Below are 18860 nucleotides of genomic sequence, written 5' to 3'. Positions count from 1 at the left end.
CGGAGAGCACCCCTGTCCCTTTCACCCAAGGCTGTCCAGACATGGCCGGCTGTTTGACTCGGCCGCTCGGCACCTCCCTACATTCACGCAGTGGACCCCGAAATACTCAGATCCAGCTTCGCGGTCGTGGAACGACGGGCCGAGTTCGCGGTCAAGTACTTCTACTCGCACCTGTTCCGCCACAACCCGGAGCTCCGCGGGCTGTTCCCGGCGGACCTCCCGCAGGACATGGAACGGCAGCGGGACCGGCTCTTCGCGGCACTCACGTTCGTCATGGACGGCCTGGAGGATCCGGAACTGCCCCGGTACCTGAGGGATCTCGGGCGGGACCACCGGAAGTATCTGGCGCAGCCGGACCACTACGCGGCCGTGGGGGCGAGCCTGATCGCCGCGTTCGCGTTCGTGGCGGGCTCCGCCTGGAGCACCGAGGCCGAGAAGGCCTGGGCCGAGGCGTACGGGACGATCACCCACCTCATGCTGCAGGGCGCCTGGGAGGCCCAGCACAACGGCGAGCCCCGCTGGTGGGACGCGGAGGTCGTCTCCCGCACCCGGCACGGCGACGATCTCGTCGTCCTCACCCTGCGGCCTCGGCAACGGCTCACCTACTCCCCCGGTCAGTACGTCAGCGTCAACATGCCCCAACTGCCGTGCGTCTGGCGCCCCTACTCCCTCGCCAACGCACCCCGCGCCGACCGCACCGTCGACCTGCACATCAGCCGTGTCGAGGACGGGGTGCTCTCCACCGCGCTCGTCCGGCAGACCCGCGTGGGCGACGTGCTGCGGCTGGGCGCACCCGGCGGCGGCCTCACCCTGCGGACCCCGGCCGACCGGCCCGTGACCCTGATCGCGGCCGGGACGGGCTGGGCCCCGGTGAAGGCCCTGCTGGAACAGCTCGACCCATCGCACGAGGCCCGTCTGTTCCTCGTCGCCCGCGACATCGCGTACCTCTACGACCGGCCCGCCGTCGAACGCCTGCGGGTCCGGCTCCCCAAGCTCGCCGTCACCTTCATCACGCCCGCGCCCGGCCGCCCCAAGGCGCAGGCGACGGAACGGCTGCTCACCGCGCTGGGCAACCGGGCCGGCTGGACCCGGCACGACGTCTACATCGCCGGTCCGCCCGATCTCGTCGAGGAGGTCGGCGAGGCCCTTCCCGCCCTCGGCGCACCGGCCGACCGCGTCTTCCACGACCTGCTGCCGCCGACCGGGGAGAGCCGTCCCCGTCCGCTGGGCGCGGCGGAGTGGCTGCTCGACCGCCCCGTGCCGAACTGGCACAACCCGGCGGACCGCGCCACGGGGGCGTAGCTCCGACCGCCGTCAGTCCTCCCCTTCGCCCTCCCCGTCCTCACCCCTCACCTTTCCTCGTCCCGGTCCCCGTCCCGGTCCTCGTGCTGGTCCTCGTGCTGGTCCTGGTCCGTCCCCACGACGCCCTCCGCCACGCGGATCGCGTCCCGGTACGCCCGTGCCGCCGCCCGCAGCGCGGCCTCCGGGTCCACGCCCCCGGCCTCGGCGCGGGCGGCCATCGCCAGCAGCTCGTACCCCACGCCCTCCCCGGCGGGCAGCGGGACCTCGAGTCCGGCCGTACGCACCCGGGACGACAACTTGGCCGACAGGGCCAGGCCCGGCTGACCCAGTGGGACGCCCTCGGTGACGGAAGTACGCCGCTTCTCCTCGGCCTTCGTGCGCAGCCAGTGCGCCTTGACCTCCTCGGGCGTCGTGGCCGTCTCGTCGCCGAAGACATGGGGGTGGCGGTGGATCAGCTTGGCGACGATGCCGCCGGCCACGTCGTCGATCGAGAAGGGGGCCTCCTCGTCGTCCTCGGCGATCCGGGAGTGGAACACGACCTGGAGCAGGACGTCACCGAGCTCTTCGCGCAGCTCGTCCCTGTCGCCCTCCTCGATGGCCTCGACGAGTTCGTACGCCTCCTCGATGCCGTACTTCGCCAGGCCCTTGTGGGTCTGCCGGGACGACCAGGGGCACTCGGCACGGATGCGGTCCATCACCTGGACGAGGTCGAGCAGGCGGGCGCCCGGCAGGTCGTACGAGGCGGGCAGTAGTTCCAGGTCCGGCATCTGGACCCGGCCGGAGCCGGCCAGCCGTGCCAGGCCGTCGGTGAGGCGGGGTTCGCCCTCACCGGTGGCGACGACGACCAGCGAACGGCCGCCGGCGCACGCGTCGACCAGGTCCTCCGCGGTCGGGGACTCCTCGTCGACCGTGATGCCGGCCTCGCGCAGATACGGCACCTGCGGGTGCGCGCCGTCCGCGCACAGGACCCGGTCGGCGCCGTGCAGCGCCTGCCAGGCGGGCCAGGACAACAGCCCGGGCGCGACACGGTGGCTGGTGGTGAGCAGGACGATACGGCCGGGGGCGGAGCCGACGACGGTCGCGTCGGCAGCGGTCCGCTCGTCGCCTTCGAAGCTGCTGGTTGCGTTCACCCCTCGAACGTAACCCACACCGCCGACAGCCCCCGAAGTCGTCCACAGGCCCGGGGGCGCCGTCGGTTCGCGGACGGCCCGGAGACGGTCACGCCGTCTGCTGGGTCCCCGTCGGCGTGACCTCCCGCAGCCACGGCGTCTTCGCGTCGACGCGGCTGCTCTTCTGGACGTCCCAGGTGCCGTAGCGCGGGTTCAGGTCGACGTGGAGCTGCTTGGAGGCGGCGGACATCGCCTTCCAGAAGGCGGCCTTGCCGTCGGTGGTGTTCATGTCGGCACCGAGCGCGGAGGCGAGTTTCCGGGCCTCGATCTCGGTGCGCAGGCTGTCGTCGAGGCGCCGCGGCGCCACACCGTAGTTCGTCAGCCAGGCCGACTCCAGCGCTTCCGAGCCGCCCGCCTGCTGTTCGAGGGCCGCCCGCATCTGCTGGGAGTCCTTGCGGGTCACGCTCACCCCGGCGTTCTTCGCCGCCCGGTCCAGCACCCGGTCCAGGACCATGCCGTGCAGGGTGTCGCGGGTGAGGGTGCCGGTGTTGGCGATGACCTGCTCGTACTGGGCGTCGTCCTTGCTGGCGGCCCGCTGCGCCGTGCGCACCTCGTTCACCCGGCTCTCCAGCTGCGCGACGGTGATCCGCCGGCCGTCGACGACGGCCGCGGCACCCGGATGGGCGTCACTGGCGCAGCCGGTGAGGAGAGGGGCCGCCGCGACGATCGCGGCGGAGAGAACGAGCGCGGTACGACGGCGGCGGTGCAAGGAAGCCTCCCGAGGAGATTGTGCGGCGGTGCACAAAGTCTTGCGGTGATCGATGGTAGGCAGTGGCCCGCCTCTCGGCCAGCCATTCGACCAACGATTCGCGACGACTTCGGGCACCGCCGCACGTCACATCGTCCTCAGCCCGTGATCGCCACGGGCGCGTCCCACGCGTCCCGGTCCACGGTGATCGCGTAACCGCCGCGGCTCTCCTTGCTGTTGACCATGTACTGGTGGGCGCGGCTGTGGTCGGTGAACTGGGTGGCGCCCCACGGCCAGTCGGTGGTCGTGGTGTTCGTCTTGTCCCACAGCGCGTACCAGAGGTTGCCCGGCAGATCCGTCTTGTCGGTCGCGGTCGCGATGGCCTTGGCGCTGGAACTGGTGAAGCCGTAGTACCCGGTGCGGTACGTCTTCGCGTGCAGGGTCTTGTCGAAGGCGCGCACATACGTCAGCACGGCGTCGTTGCACGCCTTGTTCGTGACGTCGTACGACTCCATGTCGAGGTAGATCGGGCTGCCGGCCTTCATGCCGAGGGCGGAGGCCTTGGCGACCGCGTCCGCGCCGTCGGTCGCGCCCAGGGACGCGGCGGTCGCGGTGGTGAGCTTCTCGGGGCTGCTCCCGGTCTGGCAGGACGGCTGGGCGCCGACGTAGAGCGGGATGAGCTTCCAGCCCACCGTGCTCACCGACTTCACCCAGGACGCGGTCAGGTTGGGCTGGCCGCACCCGCGGTTCTTGCCGCCGATGTACACGGCGGCCGCTCCGTAGAAGCCGGTGTGCCAGGCCTTCATCGCGTTCAGCGAGGGCGCGGCGCAGGTGTCGAAGGCGCGGCCCGTGAAGGTCTTCTGCGCGGGCCACGTGGTCGTGGCCATCGAGGTCTGCGCGGCGATCCCCGCTCCGGCGACCACAGCCGCGCCCGCCGCGGCCCATGCCGCGTATCTGCGCTTCTTGGAATGCCGATGGCTGGACATGAAAATCCCCACCCCATGGTTCAAGTGTCGGGTGCGCGGGTCACGCGGGCGTGCGGCGCGCATCGAGTGGGCGCCGCGCGCGTGTGGCGCACGAAAGCGGATCGCACCGTACCGGGCGCGCCGCCACCGTTCGGAAAACTGCGCACCGTGATCACCACAAGCTTCGGCCAAGGTGGCGCAAAGCTTTCGAGGGCCGGAGCGGCAGGACGGCGGACGCGCCCTAGCCCCTCACCTGCCCCAGCCACTGGAGGGTCCGCCGGATCTCCGCCGCCATGGGGTATCCGGGACCGCGCAGCCGCTCCACGTCGTGCAGGAGTCTGGCCAGCATGTCGTGGGCGGCGCCGCGGTCACCGAGGGCGAGCAGCAAGTGGCCCATCCTGCGGCGGACTTCGAGGGAGACTTCCGGGTCTCCGGCGACGTACTGGTTCTCGTAGTACGGCAGCAGGGCGCGGTACTCCGCCAGCGCGGCGGCGGGTTCGCCGAGCTGTTCCAGGCACTGGGCCGCCTCGTAGCGGAAGCGCAGGGACTGCGGGTCGGCCTGGCCCGCCTCGGCGGCGCGCTCGTCGGCGAGACGGCGCAGTTCGGGCAGCGCGCGGCGGTACTGGCCGTCGTCCATGAGCGTGGCCGCGTACTGCTTGCGCAGGGTGCGCACGACGGGCGAGTGCTCCCCGTGCTCGGCGGCGGCCGCCGGGAGGATCGAGCCGAGGATGTCCACGGCCTGCGTGATGCGGCCCTCGCCCAGCAGCCGCTTGACCTCGTCGACGGCGCCCGCGACATCGGGCTTCTCCGCGGCGGGCGCGGCCTGCGGCTGGGGTGCCGGCGTGCGCGCCCGGTCCGGCCACGGCGCGTGCGGGCGCAGGAAGGGGCGCGTGGGGTCCAGGGGGGCACCCGTGGGCATGCCGCGGGCCGGCAGCAGCGGGAGCAGTTGCTCGTACGTCTCCTGCGCGGAGGCCGGCCGGTGCTGCGGGTCCTTGGAGAGCAGGCGCAGCACGAGGTCCTCCAGCGCGGGCGGCACCTCGGAGCGCAGTCGGCGCACCGGGAGGGGCGGCTCGTAGAGGTGCCGGTGCAGCACGCCGAGCGCGGTCGAACCGGAGAACGGCACGTCACCGCTGAGGAGTTCGTGCAGCAGCACCCCGAGCGCGTACAGGTCGGTGTACGGGCCGACCGCGCCGCCCATCGCCTGCTCGGGGGCCATGTAGGCGGGGCTGCCGATGGGCGAGCCGGTGTGGGTCAGCCGGGTGGTGTCGGTGTCCATGACGGAGGCGACACCCAGGTCGAGCACGGTGACCGTGCCGTCCTGCTTGACCATCACGTTCCGCGGCTTGAGGTCCCGGTGCACGATCGGGACGGCGTGCACCGCGCTCAGCACGGCGCACAGTTGGGCCGCGACCGCGACGGCCCACTGCCAGGGGTACGGGTCGTGCTCGGCGAGATGGTCGGAGAGGTCCGCCCCGTCCACGTACTGCATGACGAGGAACAGTTCCTCGCCCACGCTGCCCGCGTCGTGGACCGTGACCAGACCGGGGTGGTCGACCTGCGCGGTCACCCTGCACTCCCGCACGAAGCGGCGGCGCAGCTCGTCGGCCTCCTGGCCGGCCACCTTGTCGGGGCGCAGCAGCTTGACCGCGACACGCCGGTCCAGGCGCTGGTCGTAGGCGGTCCAGACCTGGCCCATGCCGCCCTGCCCGATGAGCGTGGACAGTTCGTAACGGTCCGCGATCACACGGCTCGTCGCCACACTCATCTGCCGTCCCTGCCGTCTTCGTGCTGACCGTCGCGCTTACGGAGATAGTCACTGAGCTCGTCGAGCTCGGCACGCACCTGGTCGATCCGCGCGGGCGCGGGCCGCTGCGGCGGAGGCGGCATCACGGGGGCCTGCCGCACGGGCGCCGCCGGCTGCTGAGGGACCGGGGTCGCGTACGGGGACGCGGGCTGCGGGTACCCGTAGTGCTCGGCCGGGTGGGCGGCCTGCGGATAGACGAACGGGGCCGGCCGGCTGTAGTGGCGGATGTCCGCGAACAGGAAGTAGCCCGTGCAGGCAGCGGCGTTCAGCAGCAGGATGATCATTCCGACGTTGCCGTTCGGGCTGCTGAAGTCGTCGGTGTGGTCGGTGCTGAGGTAGGCGAAGCTGATCCCCATGGCCACGAGCGAACCCACGAAGATCCACCAGTCGGCGGCCCTGCGGGTCACGAGCGCGACGCGCAGCGTGGCGACCCACGCCAGGAAGCCGATGCTCAGGATCGGCACCGCTGCGAAGATCACGCGCAGCACGACCAGCACCCCGGTCGAGGGTCGCTTCGGCGGAGGCGGCGCGTAGCCGTGGCCGTGCATGACTGCTCCTGGAGGCCTGATGGGGACGGACGTACGAGTTGGGAGTCCGAGCGTATAGGCCGACGAGGACAACCGGTCCCGGGTTGTACCGAACCGTTGTCGTGCTGATCGCTTCGCGTGCCCCGGCGGACTTCGGGAGCCCCCGCAGGAAACTCCCGTTCCGTCAGCCCGGCGTGACCGTCCCGTCCGTCAGACCGTCGTACATGCCCCGCACGAGCTGCTCCCCGAGCCGCCCCGCGCGCCGCAGCGCCTCCTCGAACTCGGCGAGCGCGCGGAAGCGTTCCCCGTAGCGGCGCTGGTCGTCCAGCGCGAGCCGGGGCAGTTGCAGGCGCCGCACGTCGAGCCGGGTGGCGGTGGACGCGTAGCTGCTGGCCTGCCGGTTGTTCGCGGTGCCACGCAGGAAGCCCGCGAGGAACCACGGGTCCAGGGAGGCCGGATCGGGGCGCAGGAGCGTGAGGTTGCGCCCCAGGACGGCGCCCGCCGTGTCCTCGTCGACCACCCGCGCCATGGAACCGCCGCCCAGCACGGGGACCACGACATCGCCCGTCTCGACGAGCACGGCTTCCTCTTCGCCTTCGGGGAGGCTTCCGGACGGCGCGATTCCGGCGAGCACGTCGTGGTCGGTGAGCACCGCCGCGCGCGCGGGGGCGCTGCTTCCGCCCGTGCGCAGCAAGAGGGCTCCCCCGCGCGCGAGTTCGCCGACGGTGATCAGCGGCCAGCGCACGGGGGGCATGCGCTGCGCCTCGGCGGGCGTGAGGTCGGCGGTGAGGCGCAGGGTGTCGCCGAGGTGCTCCCGCACGCTCGCGAGCCGCTCGGTGCCGCCTCCGGCGGCGGCCGGCGGAAGGTGGCGCGCGGGGGCCAGGTCGACGTCGTCGTCGAGGAGTTCGATGACCGGAACCGAACGGCTGAGGCCCGGCCGCTCCGGCGCGGTGCCGGTCCGCTCGAAGGGCCGCCACGCATCGAGCACCGCGCCGCGAACGGCCGCCCAGTCGAAGCCGCCGCGGCCCTCTCCGGCCGACACGCCGCTGTCGACGACCAGCAGCTCGGGCTGCGCGGGCGCCTTCTCGGGGCGGCGCAGCACCCAGATGTGCAGCGGGATGTTGTACGGGGGCGCCGCGCCGACCGGCAGGGCGATCACGGCACGCAGGGCACCGCGGCGGAGCAGGTCGGCGCGGATACGGCGGCCCGAGCGGCGTGAGGCGGCGGCCGGCGGCATGAGGAGGGCGGCGGCGCCGCCGTCCTTGAGGTGGGCCAGCGTGTGCTGCACCCAGGCCAGTTCGGACTCCGTACGGGCCGGGAACCCGTACTCCCAGCGGGCGTCGTAGGCGAGTTCGTCGTGCCCCCAGTTGCGCTCGTTGAACGGCGGGTGGCACAGCACGACGTCGGCCTTGAGCGCGCGGTGCGCGTCCGCGCGGAGGCTGTCGCCGGCGGCGGTGCGGACGGCGGCCTTCCCCTGGAGTGCGAGCCGCAGCCCGGAGAGCGCCGCGAGCTCGGGCGCGCTGTCCTGGCCGTAGAGCTCCTGGTCCGGCCGGGGCGCCACCGCGCGCAGGAGCGCACCTGTGCCGCACGCCGGATCGAGCGCCGTGCGCGCCGGTCCGACGAGCTCGGCCATCAGCTCGGCGAGGTCGCCCGGCGTGAGCGTGTACTGGCGCGGGTTGGCGTCGAGGTGACGCCCGAGCAGGAACTCGTACGTCTGCCGGGCGCCCAGCTCCGCGGCGAGCTCGGCGGCCCCGCGGAGCAGCGGGGCGGAGGTGAGCAGCGCGGGGCCGGTCGGTGTGTTCACAGCGCGCTCGCGCGGCGCGCCGAAACGCGGGGTGATCACCTGGTCGAGGGCGGCGGGCAGCAGGGCGGCGAGCCGTTCGTCGGAGCCCGCGCTCAGCTCCAGCCAGTCGGTGGGGCGGTCGTGGATGAGCAGGAGCACGCATCCGGCGTGGACGAGTGCGGCGACGGGGCCTTCGGGGTGGCCGGCGAGCTGCTGCCAGACGCGTTCGCGCAGCGGAACCTCGGCGAGTTTGCCCTGGTCGCGCAGCCAGGCCTCGACTTCGGCCAGCGCGAACGAGGGGCTGGTCTCGGTGCCGCCGACCGGTTTGGGGAAGTCGGCGTGCCGGCGGCGCCAGTTGCTGACGGCCGCGCGGCCGACTCCGGCGAGCCGTGCGATTCCGGCGGCGGTCACCTCTGTCGCGTTGTGCTGCACCCGCCCGGCTCCCCTCGTTCTGGTCGGCGCCCCCAATGGGCCCCCGTGGCACACCTGCTGCCTGAGACACCCGTTCCCGCTGCGGTGTCCTGGCGTTCGTGGCACCCGTGGCGCCGGTCCGGCCGGCGCCACGCCACGCGGCTCGTGACACCCGTGGCCCACCGTCCGGTCTGTGACGCCGAGCATACCGACGAATGCAAGATCCAACCCTTCACGCACGTGTACACACACTTTCTCGTTCATCGTGTTGACTCGGTTCACACGCTCTGCTGTTATTGACTCATCGAACGGGCAAGTCGCCGGAACGAACCGGTCGCCGTGCGTGTTCACGCAATCTGTTCACAGCAAGGGGAGGGCGCAGTCATGGGCATCAAGGTCAAGCTGGGGCTGGGGGCCGTGGTCGGCATCGTCGTCATCGGCGCCGTGTCGGCGAACGCGGGCAACAACGGCGACAGCGGTTCCGACGGCAACGGCAAGGACACCTCCGCCGCCCAGCACGAGTCCGGCAAGAAGGCGGACACCAAGAAGGGCGGCGCGGCGGACAAGGCCGCGAAGAAGGTCGCCTTCAAGGGGGACGGCGACTTCCAGGTCGGCAGCGACATCAAGCCCGGCACCTACCGGACCACGGGCAACACCGACGGCATGTGCTACTGGGCACGCGCCAAGGACGCCTCGGGCGAGATGGACTCCCTGATCGCCAACGACAACGTCAGCGGCACCAGTTACGTGACCGTCAAGGCGAGCGACAAGCTCTTCAAGACCACCGACTGCGAGGACTGGGAGGCCGTCGACGCGAAGGCGACCGGCTCACCCGCCACGCGTATGAAGGGCGACGGCGGCATGTACAGAGTCGGCGCGGACATCGCCCCCGGCACCTACAAGTCCAACGGCAACGCCGACGACTCCTGCTACTGGGAGCGCGACAAGGACGCCTCGCACTCCATGAACTCCATCGTGGCCAACAACAACGTGTCCGGCACCGCCGTCGTCACCATCGGCGCCGGCGACGCCTACTTCAAGACGGCGGGCTGCGGGGACTGGAAGAAGACGGGCTGACGCCGTCCCGCCACCCCGGAAACCGCTCGCCACCCTCTCCACCACCCGACCCACCCGACACCACGCCAAGGAACTCTCATGCGTCGCACCGCACTTGCCGCTCTCTGCCTCGCCGCCGCGGCCACCGCGGGCCTCACCGGCTGTCTGCCGGGCGAGACCAAAGCGGACAGCAAGCCGAAGGAACCGTTCGCCGGACTGTCCGGGGGCGAGATCGCCGACCGGGCCGTGAAGGCCACCACGGGTGCCACCTCGCTCCGGATGAAGGGCGATGTACCCGACGACGAGGACGGCGGCACCATCCGGATCGACATGGCACTCGACAAGAAGGGCGAGTGCGCCGGAACGATGAACATGAAGGGCCAGGGCAAGGCCGACCTCATCAAGACCGGCGACACCGTCTACATGAAGTACGACGAGGCGTTCCTCCGCGCCCAGAGCGGGGGCGACTCCAAGGCCGAGACGGACGGGGTCGTGGACATGCTGGCCGGCAAGTGGACCAAGATGTCCGCGACCGGTTCCGACGCCAAGGACATCGCGGGCTTCTGCGACCTCGACTCCGTGCTCGCCGACGCGGAGGACGTGAACTCCGATGCCACCCGCGGCAAAACGACCACCGTCGACGGGACCCCGGCGATCGTCCTGCACGAGAAGGACGGCAAGGACCGGTACACCCTGTACGTCGCCACCAAGGGCAAGCCCTACCTGCTGCGGGTCGACAGCACCTCCGCCGAGGACCCGGGCACGATCACCTTCAGCGAGTACGACAAGCCGGTCGCCGCCGACAAGCCCGCCGGGAAAATCCTCGACCTGGACGAGCTGGGCAGCTGACCACGCACCGTTCACCACCCCGCGTCGGGCTCAGACGGAGTGCCGCACCCACACGTTGGGCTCGACGTACACCGCGTAACCTCGCTCCGGTTCGCAGTGCACCGGCACCAGCGCGCCGGGCACCTCGACCAGGCCCTCCGTGTCGAAGGGCAGCCCGGTCCAGTCGCGCCACTCCTCCAGTGAGGCCGCCACCGTCATCGACGCCGGCGCCACCGCCTCGATCCGGCCGCCCGCCCTCACGTGCACGCGCAGCCACGGATCGTGCGGCAGACCGTCGGAACGCTCCCGGAAGGCGTACTCCCGCATCGGGGTGCTCGGTTCCAGATGCTTGGCGCTGGGGCGGACGGGGGCGACGACCTCGTCGAAGCCGCGCGCCCGGGCGTTGTCCCGCATCGCGGAGAGCATCCGGGCCGACAGGCCGCCGCCCTGGGCGTGCGGGGCGACGACGATCGAGATGGCGCTGACCGTGTCGGGCGGGGTGCCACGGCGGCGGTCGGAGAAGGCCCGGGCCAGCACCTCGTCCCAGCCTCGCGCGGGCAACTCGTCCCCCTCCTCGCCCGCGAGCGCGAACGGCACGCTGTAGGCATGCGCGACGACCCGCCCGCGCTCGTCCTCGGCGAAGAGCACATACTCGGGAAGCTCGGTGGCGATCCGGCCGTAGTGCGCGTTCCCCACCGGGTCGTGGAGCAGGAACTCCGGCCAGCTGTCGGCCATCCCGACCACCTCCCGCAGCATCTCCGGGCGCTCGGCAAGGCACGATGTCTTCAGCTCCATGCCGGACACGGTAGGCGCCGACCCGACCCGGATGAAACCGTTTTCCGTATCCGACCGGCACGGCACGGCGGGACGAGGCCGGCCCCGGCGTCGCACCTGTTCACAGCCGGCTCACGCACCCCACCCGGATCGCGTCACACGCCAACGCGTACCCGGTACTACCTAGTTCGCGTGGAACCTCTTCGGCGCGGCCGTCGGGTTCCCGCCCGAGGGAAGCTTCTGGCCCGGGCAGCCGGCCAGCACCTTCTTCATGGCCGCCTTCTCGGCGCCGGTGACCCACAGCCCGTACTTCTTCTTCACGGCCACCTGCGCGGCGACATACGTACAGCGGTACGACTTGTTGGGCGGGAGCCAGGTCGCCGTGTCGCCGTCGCCCTTGCTGCGGTTGGCGCTCGCGCCGACGGCGCGGAGGTTGAGCGGGTCGTTGGCCAGGGCGATCCGCTTGCTCGCGTCCCAGTACTTGGCGCCCTTCTGCCAGGCGTCCGAGAGCGCGACGAGGTGGTCGATGTCGACCAGGCTGCGCCCGCGGGTGAAGGTGACGTCCTTGCCGCCGTACGGATCCGGTTCGAGGACTCCGCTGGACACCCTGCATTTGCCGTCGCTGAACTTCACTTCCCCGAGGTCCCGCTTGAGGATGTCGTCGCGGGTATCGCAGTGGTTCGAATCGGTGTCGGCCCACGCCGTACCGAACCGCTCCCTGCTGTACCCGGTCTTGGGCGCGCGCCCCTTGACGGTCAGCGAGTCCACGGCGACAAGCGCGGCGCCACCGCCGCCGGCCGCCGTCTCCTCCGGTCCCGCGGAACCGATGGCATCCTTCTTGCAGCCGCTGATCCCGGCACCGATGACGACCAGCACCACTGCGGCAGCAGCCGCCCCACCCCTCAGACGCGCCACGACGCCCCTCCCCTTCGCCTCCCCGGGTCCGCCCTGCTCGGGCGTGTTTCCCGTCTGCCCAAGGTAATGGCCGCCATTCCTCGGCCTTACCAGGCATCGATGGGCAATCGGCGCATGCCGGGCGTATCGTCGATCGTGAGTCACCCCCGGAAGGAGCTCTGGATGGGCATCTTCGACAGGTTCAAGAGCAGCCGGGCGGCACAGGACAAGGCAGGAGACATGTCCGACGCCGCGGAGAAGCAGGTCAACAAGAAGACCGGCGACAAATACACGGACAAGGTCGACGACGCGCAACAGAAGGCCGAAGGCGCGATGGGCATGGACCGCGACCGTGACCGGCCCGGACAGCCATAGCCGGAGCGATCCGAAGAATGCGCACCGACCGGCCCATCGTCGGCCGTTGGGCGCACCGCACCGAGGTGCAGCGCGCGGGCGTTGAGCCGTCGCGCACCGCAGCCAGGTGCCGTGTGCAGGCGCTGAGCCGCCCCATACGGAACCGAGGCGGCAGATCGGCTCGCCCGACAGGTCCACCCACCGGCCGATGAGCCGATCGGTGACAGCGAGCGTGATGCGCGCGCTACGACCAGTACGTCCACTTCAGCCCCATCACGGCGCCTCGCCGGGTGGGGCCGGGGTGGTTGCGTCTCCGCGGGGTGGGGCCCTGGATCGTTACGCCCTCGCCGCTGGAACCAGGGGCTGTTGCACCCTCGCCTATAGAGCCTGGGGCCGTAGCGCCCCCGCCGGTGGACTGGGGCCGTAGCGCCCCCGCCGGACTGCCGCGGTCCTTGGCCGGGCAGGCCGGGGGCATTGGGGTGCCCCCGGCCCGAGCCCCGCACCTTCCGACCGTCGACCGCCGCCCCCGTCAGGCAAAGCCGATCGGCTGTCAGACCTTGCCGATCCCCAGCGTCGTCTCCGACGGCAGCAGCCCCGAGCCCAGCACCGCGACCCAGAACTCGCCGAGCAGATCGGCGAGTCGGGCGACGGCGTCCGGGCCGAGCGCCTGCCACGGGGCGGAGGCGAGTCGGTCGGTGTGCTGCTCGACCTGGCGGCGCAGCTCACGTCCGGCGTCCGTGGCGGCACCGTCCTCGTCCACCAGACCACGGGCGAACAGACGGTCCCTCGCGGCTCCCCACTCCTCGGGACTCCAGCCACGGCTCTCGAAACGCTCCACGGAGGCCGCCCCTATCGCCGCGAACGAGACCAGGGACTCGACCGGGTCCAGCCCGGCGACCAGCAGGGCCGCGAGGTGGCCGTCGCCTCGGTGTTCACGCAGGATCGTCGCCGCATGCCACAGCTGGAGGTGCGGGGCCTCGGGCCAGGGCACATCCGCGTTGGCCGCGGCGAGTTGGCGCCCCGCCGTGTCCACGGCCTCGGCTGCGCGGCGGGCCAGCGCGGCGGCCTCTGCGAGCTCGGGGCTGGTGACGCGGTCGCCGAGTATCGCGCGGTACGCCCGGTCGACGGCCCGCTCGCGCGCCGCGAGCACCTGCTCCGGACTCGCCGTCTCCCAGGCCGACTTGATGTTCTCGTCGACCATGCGCGGGCTGAAACTGTAGAAGGCGGAGGCCACTCGCCCGCTGCCGACCACCCCCAACGGCGCCGCACGGTAGGGGAAGTAGCTGGGCCAGCGCTCCTCGATCCCGTATCCGAGCGCCACCGCCTCCTCGAAGGTCTCCGGCGCGTAATACAGCACGGCGTGCAGGGGCTCCAGCAGATGCCAGAGCTGGCGCACCCGGCCGAGCTCGACGCCCGCGCTCTCCTCCGCCACGCCCGCTCCGCCGGCCCCGCTTGTCTCGCTGACGTTCCCCGACATGACTCCACCCCTTGTCACGTAACGACACGCTCCACAACTTGACACTGACAAGATTGCCCGACCCGACTCAACTTGTCAATGACTAGATTCTCCTGGCCGAACCGGGCACCCGAACTTGGCAATGCCTAGATTCGGCGTACGCTGCTGTCATGAATCCCGCGAAGACCAGCGGCTCCGCGCGCCCGTACCACCACGGGGACCTGCGCCGCGCCATCCTCGGCGCCGCTCTCGACGTCATCGCCGTCGAGGGGCCCGCCGCGCTGAGCCTGCGCGACCTGGCGCGCCGCGCGGGCGTCTCGCACGCCGCCCCGGCGCACCACTTCAAGGACCGCACCGGCCTGCTCACGGCCATCGCGGCTGAGGGTTACGGCCTCCTGGCGACCGCGCTCGACGCGGCCGACGACCTGCGTGACGCGGGCGTGCGTTACGTACGTTTCGCGCGGGAGCATCCGGCCCACTTCCAGGTCATGTTCTCCCCGGAGCTGCTCCGCGAGAACGACGTGGAGCTCACCGCGGCGAGAGCGCTCGCGGGAGAGCGTCTGCGCGCCGCCGTCTCCGCACTCCCCTCGGAGGGCCGCGGCCCCGACACCCGCCTCGCCGGCGTCGCGGCCTGGTCCCTCGCCCACGGCTTCGCCACGCTCCTGCTCAGCCACAATCTGGACGCCCAGGTGGGCGAGCAGGACCCCGACGAGGTCTTCCACGCCCTGGCGGGCATGCTGTTCCGCTCCCCGCGGCCCTGACCGGCTGAAGGCTCCGGGGCGAAGTCCCCACCGGAGCCGGACCGCCGGAAACCCCGGTCGCCGGAAATCCCGGCAGGTCGGGTGCCCCAAAGACCCAGGGTCTGGAACCCCAGGGTCTGGGCCTCAAGACCGAAGACCCCAGGACCTAAGACCCCAGGATCGAAGCCAGGAACTCCCCGGTCCAGCCGAGCAGTTCCCGCCCGACCAGCGGCTTTCCGCCGACCTTCGCGGTCTTCGGGCGGGGGACGAGGATCTGGTGGGCGGCCGGCTTGATGATGGTTCCCGGGTACAGACGCTTCAGGCGCAGCTCCTGGGACTCCCTCAACTCCACCGGCGCGAAGCGGATGTTGTTGCCCTGCAGGACGATGTCGCCGACCTCGCAGGCGCGCGCGAGCATCCGCAGGCCCGCCACGAGGAGCAGGTTCTCGACCGGCTCCGGAAGCTTGCCGTAGCGGTCGACGAGTTCCTCCCGTACGGCCTTGACGTCCTCCTCCGTGTTCGCGGAGGCGATGGACCGGTACGCGGCGAGGCGCAGCCGCTCGCCCGGCGCGTAGTCGTGCGGGACGTGCGCGTCGACCGGCAGCTCGATCTTGACCTCGAGCGGCGGCTCCTCCTCCACGCCGCCTTCCAGCGAGGCGCGGTAGTCCGCGACCGCCTCGCCCACCATGCGGACGTACAGGTCGAAGCCGACGCCGGCGATGTGGCCCGACTGTTCGCCGCCGAGCAGATTGCCCGCGCCGCGGATCTCCAGGTCCTTCATCGCCACGTACATGCCCGCGCCCATCTCGGTGTGCTGGGCGATCGTCGCGAGCCGCTCGTGGGCCGTCTCCGTGAGGGGCTTCTCCGGCGGATACAGGAAGTAGGCGTAGCCGCGCTCCCGGCCGCGGCCGACCCGGCCGCGCAGCTGGTGCAGCTGCGACAGGCCGAAGTTGTCGCCGCGCTCCACGATCAGCGTGTTCGCGTTCGAGATGTCGATGCCCGACTCGACGATCGTCGTGGAGACCAGCACGTCGAACTTGTTCTCCCAGAAGTCCACGACCACCTGCTCCAGCGACTGCTCCGACATCTGGCCGTGGGCCGTGGCGATCCGCGCCTCCGGGACGATCTCCCTGAGCCGGGCGGCCGCTCGGTCGATGGACTCGACCCGGTTGTGGATGTAGAAGACCTGGCCCTCGCGCAGCAGTTCACGGCGGATCGCCGCGCCGATCTGCTTCTCCTCGTACGGGCCGACGAAGGTGAGCACCGGGTGCCGCTCCTCCGGCGGGGTGGTGATCGTCGACATCTCGCGGATGCCGGTGACCGCCATCTCCAGGGTGCGGGGGATCGGGGTCGCGGACATCGTCAGGACGTCGACGTTGGCGCGCAGCTTCTTCAGCTGCTCCTTGTGCTCGACGCCGAAGCGCTGCTCCTCGTCGACGATGACCAGGCCCAGGTCCTTGAACTTGGTCTCGGAGGAGAACAGCCGGTGGGTACCGATGACCAGGTCGACCGAGCCCTCGTGCAGCCCCTCCAGGACCGCCTTGGCCTCGGTGTCCGTCTGGAAGCGGGACAGGGCGCGGACGTTCACCGGGAACTGCGAGTAGCGCTCGGAGAACGTGCCGAAGTGCTGCTGCACGAGCAGCGTCGTGGGGACCAGGACCGCCACCTGCTTGCCGTCCTGCACCGCCTTGAACGCGGCGCGGACGGCGATCTCCGTCTTGCCGTAGCCGACGTCGCCGCAGATCAGGCGGTCCATCGGGACCGTCTTCTCCATGTCGTCCTTGACCTCGGCGATCGTGGTGAGCTGATCGGGCGTCTCCGCGTACGGGAAGGCGTCCTCCAGCTCGCGCTGCCAGGGCGTGTCGGCGCCGAACGCGTGCCCCGGGGCCGCCATCCGCGCCGAGTACAGCTTGATCAGGTCGGCGGCGATCTCCTTGACCGCCTTCTTGGCGCGCGCCTTGGTCTTGGTCCAGTCGGCGCCGCCGAGGCGGTGCAGCGTCGGGGCCTCGCCGCCGACGTACTTGGTGATCTGCTCGAGCTGGTCGGTGGGGATGTAGAGACGGTCGCCGGGCTGGCCGCGCTTGGCGGGGGCGTACTCGACGACCAGGTATTCACGGGTCGCGCTCTGGACGGTGCGCTGCACCATCTCGATGTAGCGGCCGACACCGTGCTGCTCGTGCACGATGTAGTCGCCGGTCTCCAGGGTCAGCGGGTCGATCGTCTTGCGGCGGCGGGCCGGCATCCGGACGCCGTCCTTGCCCGCCGCCTTCTGGCCGGAGAGGTCGGTCTCCGTCAGGACGGCGAGCCGGAGCGCCGGGTCGACGAAGCCGTAGTCGATGGAGCCGCAGGCCACATGGACGATGGACGGGCCGATCTCGGTGAGGTCGGTCTCCAGACGGGCGGCGATGCCCTCACCGCCCAGCACCTCGACGGTGCGGGCCGCCGGGCCGTGCGCCTCGGTGACGTAGACCGTGTGCCAGCCGTCGGCCAGCCAGCCCTTGGTGTCGGCGAGCGCGCGGGCGGTGTCGCCCCGGTAGGTCTCGGGGGCGTGCATGCCCAGCTTGAGGGTGTCCCCCGCGGCGTCGTAGGTGTCCGTGAGGTCCCCGTCGGCGGCGAACGGCGACACCGACCACCACATCATGTCCAGCTCGCGCGCCCGGTCCCGTACGTCCGCGATGGACCACAGGGAGGCCGCGCCGACGTCGATGGGCGCCTCGCCGCCCCCGGCCGTCGCGGCCCAGGACGCCTGCAGGAACTCGTGTGAGGTCGCCACCAGGTCCGATGCCCGCGTCCGTACCCGCTCCGGATCGCATACGACGGCCATCGCGTCCTTGGGCAGGACGTCGAGCAGCAGCTCCATGTCGTCGACGAGGACCGGGGCGAGCGATTCCATGCCTTCCACGGCGATGCCCTCGGCGATCTTGCCGAGGAGTTCGCCCAGTTCCGGGTGGGCCTCGGCGAGTGCCGCGGCCCTCGCCCGCACGTCCGCGGTGAGCAGCAGTTCGCGGCAGGGCGGGGCCCACAGGCCGTGGTCGGCGACCTCCAGGGAGCGCTGGTCCGCGATCTTGAAGTAGCGGATCTCCTCGACGTCGTCGCCCCAGAACTCCACCCGGAGCGGGTGCTCCTCGGTGGGCGGGAAGACGTCCAGGATGCCGCCGCGCACGGCGAACTCGCCGCGCTTCTCGACGAGTTCGACGCGGGAGTACGCGGCTGCCGCGAGCGCCTCGACGGTCTCGCCCAGGTCGGCCGTGCTGCCGGTGCGCAGGACGACGGGTTCCAGGTCGCCGAGACCCTTGACCTGCGGCTGGAGGACCGAGCGGACGGGCGCGACGACGACGGACACCGGGCCGGTCTCGGGGTCGTCGGGGCGGGGGTGGGAAAGTCGCCGCAGCACGGCGAGGCGCCGGCCGACGGTGTCGGACCGGGGCGAGAGCCGCTCGTGCGGCAGCGTCTCCCACGACGGGTACTCCGCCACGCCGTCCGGCGGGAGCAGGGAGCGCAGGGCCGCGGCCAGGTCCTCGGCCTCGCGGCCCGTGGCCGTCACCGCCAGCACCGTGCGACCGGTCTCGCGTGCGAGCGCGGCGATGGCGAAGGGGCGCGCCGCGGGTGGGCCGACCAGGTCGACGTGCATCCGGTTGCCGTCGGCGGCGGCCTTCACCGCTTCCTTGAGGGCGGCGTCCTTGACGACGGCGTCGAGCAGACCGTGCAGGCTCATGAAGGGCTTCCATCCCGGGGAGTGGGCAACGCGAGGCGCCCGACACGTGGGACGGGCCGGGGGTATCCAGCCTACGACTCCGCGCCCGCTCGCGCGTGACCGTCCGCCGAGGGCCCGGCCCCACTCCTCGACCCGCCGCACACCCACGGGCCCAGGACCTCTGCCCTCGGGTCCAGGACCCCGAACCCAGCGCCCACGCCCCCTCCCTCCCCCGATCGCCCGCCTGCCGCAGGCAGCGGGCAGCCGGAACAGGGACCACGCGCACTCCCGGAGCGGCCCCGGAACACACTGCGGGCCCGGTCCGGAGGAACAGCGCGGCTGTCCACCACGCCGCCATGAACGGCACGACGAGCCCCACCCGCAGTCCAGTCCGCACCGGACGCCTGGTCGGCAC

The 18860-nt window shown here is 71.7% G+C and carries 15 protein-coding genes; 5 read left to right on the top strand and 10 right to left on the bottom strand.

All coding sequences use genetic code 11. The features are described from left to right. Positions 1-90 precede the first annotated feature (90 nt). The gene (locus ACWD68_RS32225) at positions 91-1302 is read left to right on the top strand and encodes a globin domain-containing protein (protein WP_451809986.1); all 1212 of its coding nucleotides are present in this window, start codon (positions 91-93) and stop codon (positions 1300-1302) included. A 47-nt stretch (positions 1303-1349) separates the two neighbouring features. Here the strand turns inward: ACWD68_RS32225 and ACWD68_RS32220 are convergent, their stop codons facing one another. From ACWD68_RS32220 to ACWD68_RS32195, 6 genes are all read right to left on the bottom strand, one after another. Beyond that, positions 1350-2432 (bottom strand): nucleoside triphosphate pyrophosphohydrolase, encoded by a 1083-nt coding sequence (locus tag ACWD68_RS32220; protein ID WP_451809985.1) that lies wholly within the window; start codon positions 2430-2432, stop codon positions 1350-1352. A gap of 88 nt (positions 2433-2520) precedes the next feature. After that, positions 2521-3180, bottom strand: a complete 660-nt coding sequence (locus tag ACWD68_RS32215) for a SurA N-terminal domain-containing protein (protein WP_451809984.1) — start codon at positions 3178-3180, stop codon at positions 2521-2523. A gap of 137 nt (positions 3181-3317) precedes the next feature. Next, positions 3318-4145, bottom strand: coding sequence for a glycoside hydrolase domain-containing protein (locus ACWD68_RS32210; RefSeq protein ID WP_451809983.1), 828 nt, complete (start codon positions 4143-4145; stop codon positions 3318-3320). Between the two features lie 220 nt (positions 4146-4365). Continuing rightward, a complete protein-coding gene (locus ACWD68_RS32205; RefSeq protein WP_451809982.1) occupies positions 4366-5889 on the bottom strand; it encodes a protein kinase domain-containing protein in 1524 nt (507 codons plus the stop codon). Next, positions 5886-6476 (bottom strand): hypothetical protein, encoded by a 591-nt coding sequence (locus ACWD68_RS32200; RefSeq protein ID WP_451809981.1) that lies wholly within the window; start codon positions 6474-6476, stop codon positions 5886-5888. The genes ACWD68_RS32205 and ACWD68_RS32200 overlap by 4 nt, the downstream gene beginning before the upstream one ends. A 163-nt stretch (positions 6477-6639) precedes the next feature. Further along, a complete protein-coding gene (locus ACWD68_RS32195) occupies positions 6640-8670 on the bottom strand; it encodes an N-6 DNA methylase (protein WP_451809980.1) in 2031 nt (676 codons plus the stop codon). Between the two features lie 363 nt (positions 8671-9033). Between ACWD68_RS32195 and ACWD68_RS32190 the strand changes: the two genes are divergently transcribed. Together ACWD68_RS32190 and ACWD68_RS32185 are read left to right on the top strand one after the other, a co-directional pair. After that, entirely contained in the window at positions 9034-9726 is a 693-nt protein-coding gene (locus tag ACWD68_RS32190) for a hypothetical protein (RefSeq protein WP_451809979.1), read from the top strand. Positions 9727-9804: 78 nt separating this feature from the next. Then, entirely contained in the window at positions 9805-10554 is a 750-nt protein-coding gene (locus ACWD68_RS32185) for a hypothetical protein (protein WP_451809978.1), read from the top strand. Between the two features lie 30 nt (positions 10555-10584). On the opposite strand, the gene ACWD68_RS32180 is transcribed toward ACWD68_RS32185, so the two are convergent. Next, positions 10585-11328 (bottom strand): N-acetyltransferase, encoded by a 744-nt coding sequence (locus tag ACWD68_RS32180; protein WP_451809977.1) that lies wholly within the window; start codon positions 11326-11328, stop codon positions 10585-10587. Between the two features lie 162 nt (positions 11329-11490). Beyond that, positions 11491-12222, bottom strand: coding sequence for an HNH endonuclease family protein (locus ACWD68_RS32175; RefSeq protein WP_451809976.1), 732 nt, complete (start codon positions 12220-12222; stop codon positions 11491-11493). A 162-nt stretch (positions 12223-12384) separates the two neighbouring features. Here ACWD68_RS32175 and ACWD68_RS32170 point away from each other — a divergent pair, with 162 nt between their 5' ends. Continuing rightward, a complete protein-coding gene (locus tag ACWD68_RS32170) occupies positions 12385-12576 on the top strand; it encodes an antitoxin (RefSeq protein WP_451809975.1) in 192 nt (63 codons plus the stop codon). A 529-nt stretch (positions 12577-13105) separates the two neighbouring features. Here ACWD68_RS32170 and ACWD68_RS32165 read toward each other — a convergent pair. Further along, entirely contained in the window at positions 13106-14032 is a 927-nt protein-coding gene (locus tag ACWD68_RS32165; RefSeq protein WP_451809974.1) for an SCO6745 family protein, read from the bottom strand. Positions 14033-14181: 149 nt separating this feature from the next. On the opposite strand from ACWD68_RS32165, the gene ACWD68_RS32160 reads away from it, so the two are divergent. Next, the gene (locus tag ACWD68_RS32160; protein WP_451809973.1) at positions 14182-14772 is read left to right on the top strand and encodes a TetR/AcrR family transcriptional regulator; all 591 of its coding nucleotides are present in this window, start codon (positions 14182-14184) and stop codon (positions 14770-14772) included. 145 nt (positions 14773-14917) lie between these two features. Here ACWD68_RS32160 and mfd read toward each other — a convergent pair whose 3' ends face one another. Then, complete coding sequence (gene mfd / locus ACWD68_RS32155; RefSeq protein WP_451809972.1) at positions 14918-18466, bottom strand: transcription-repair coupling factor; 3549 nt, start codon at positions 18464-18466, stop codon at positions 14918-14920. Between the last annotated feature and the right edge of the window lie 394 nt (positions 18467-18860).

This window comes from Streptomyces sp. NPDC005141 (assembly GCF_053599975.1).
This window is presented reverse-complemented; position numbering and strand designations above follow the sequence as displayed.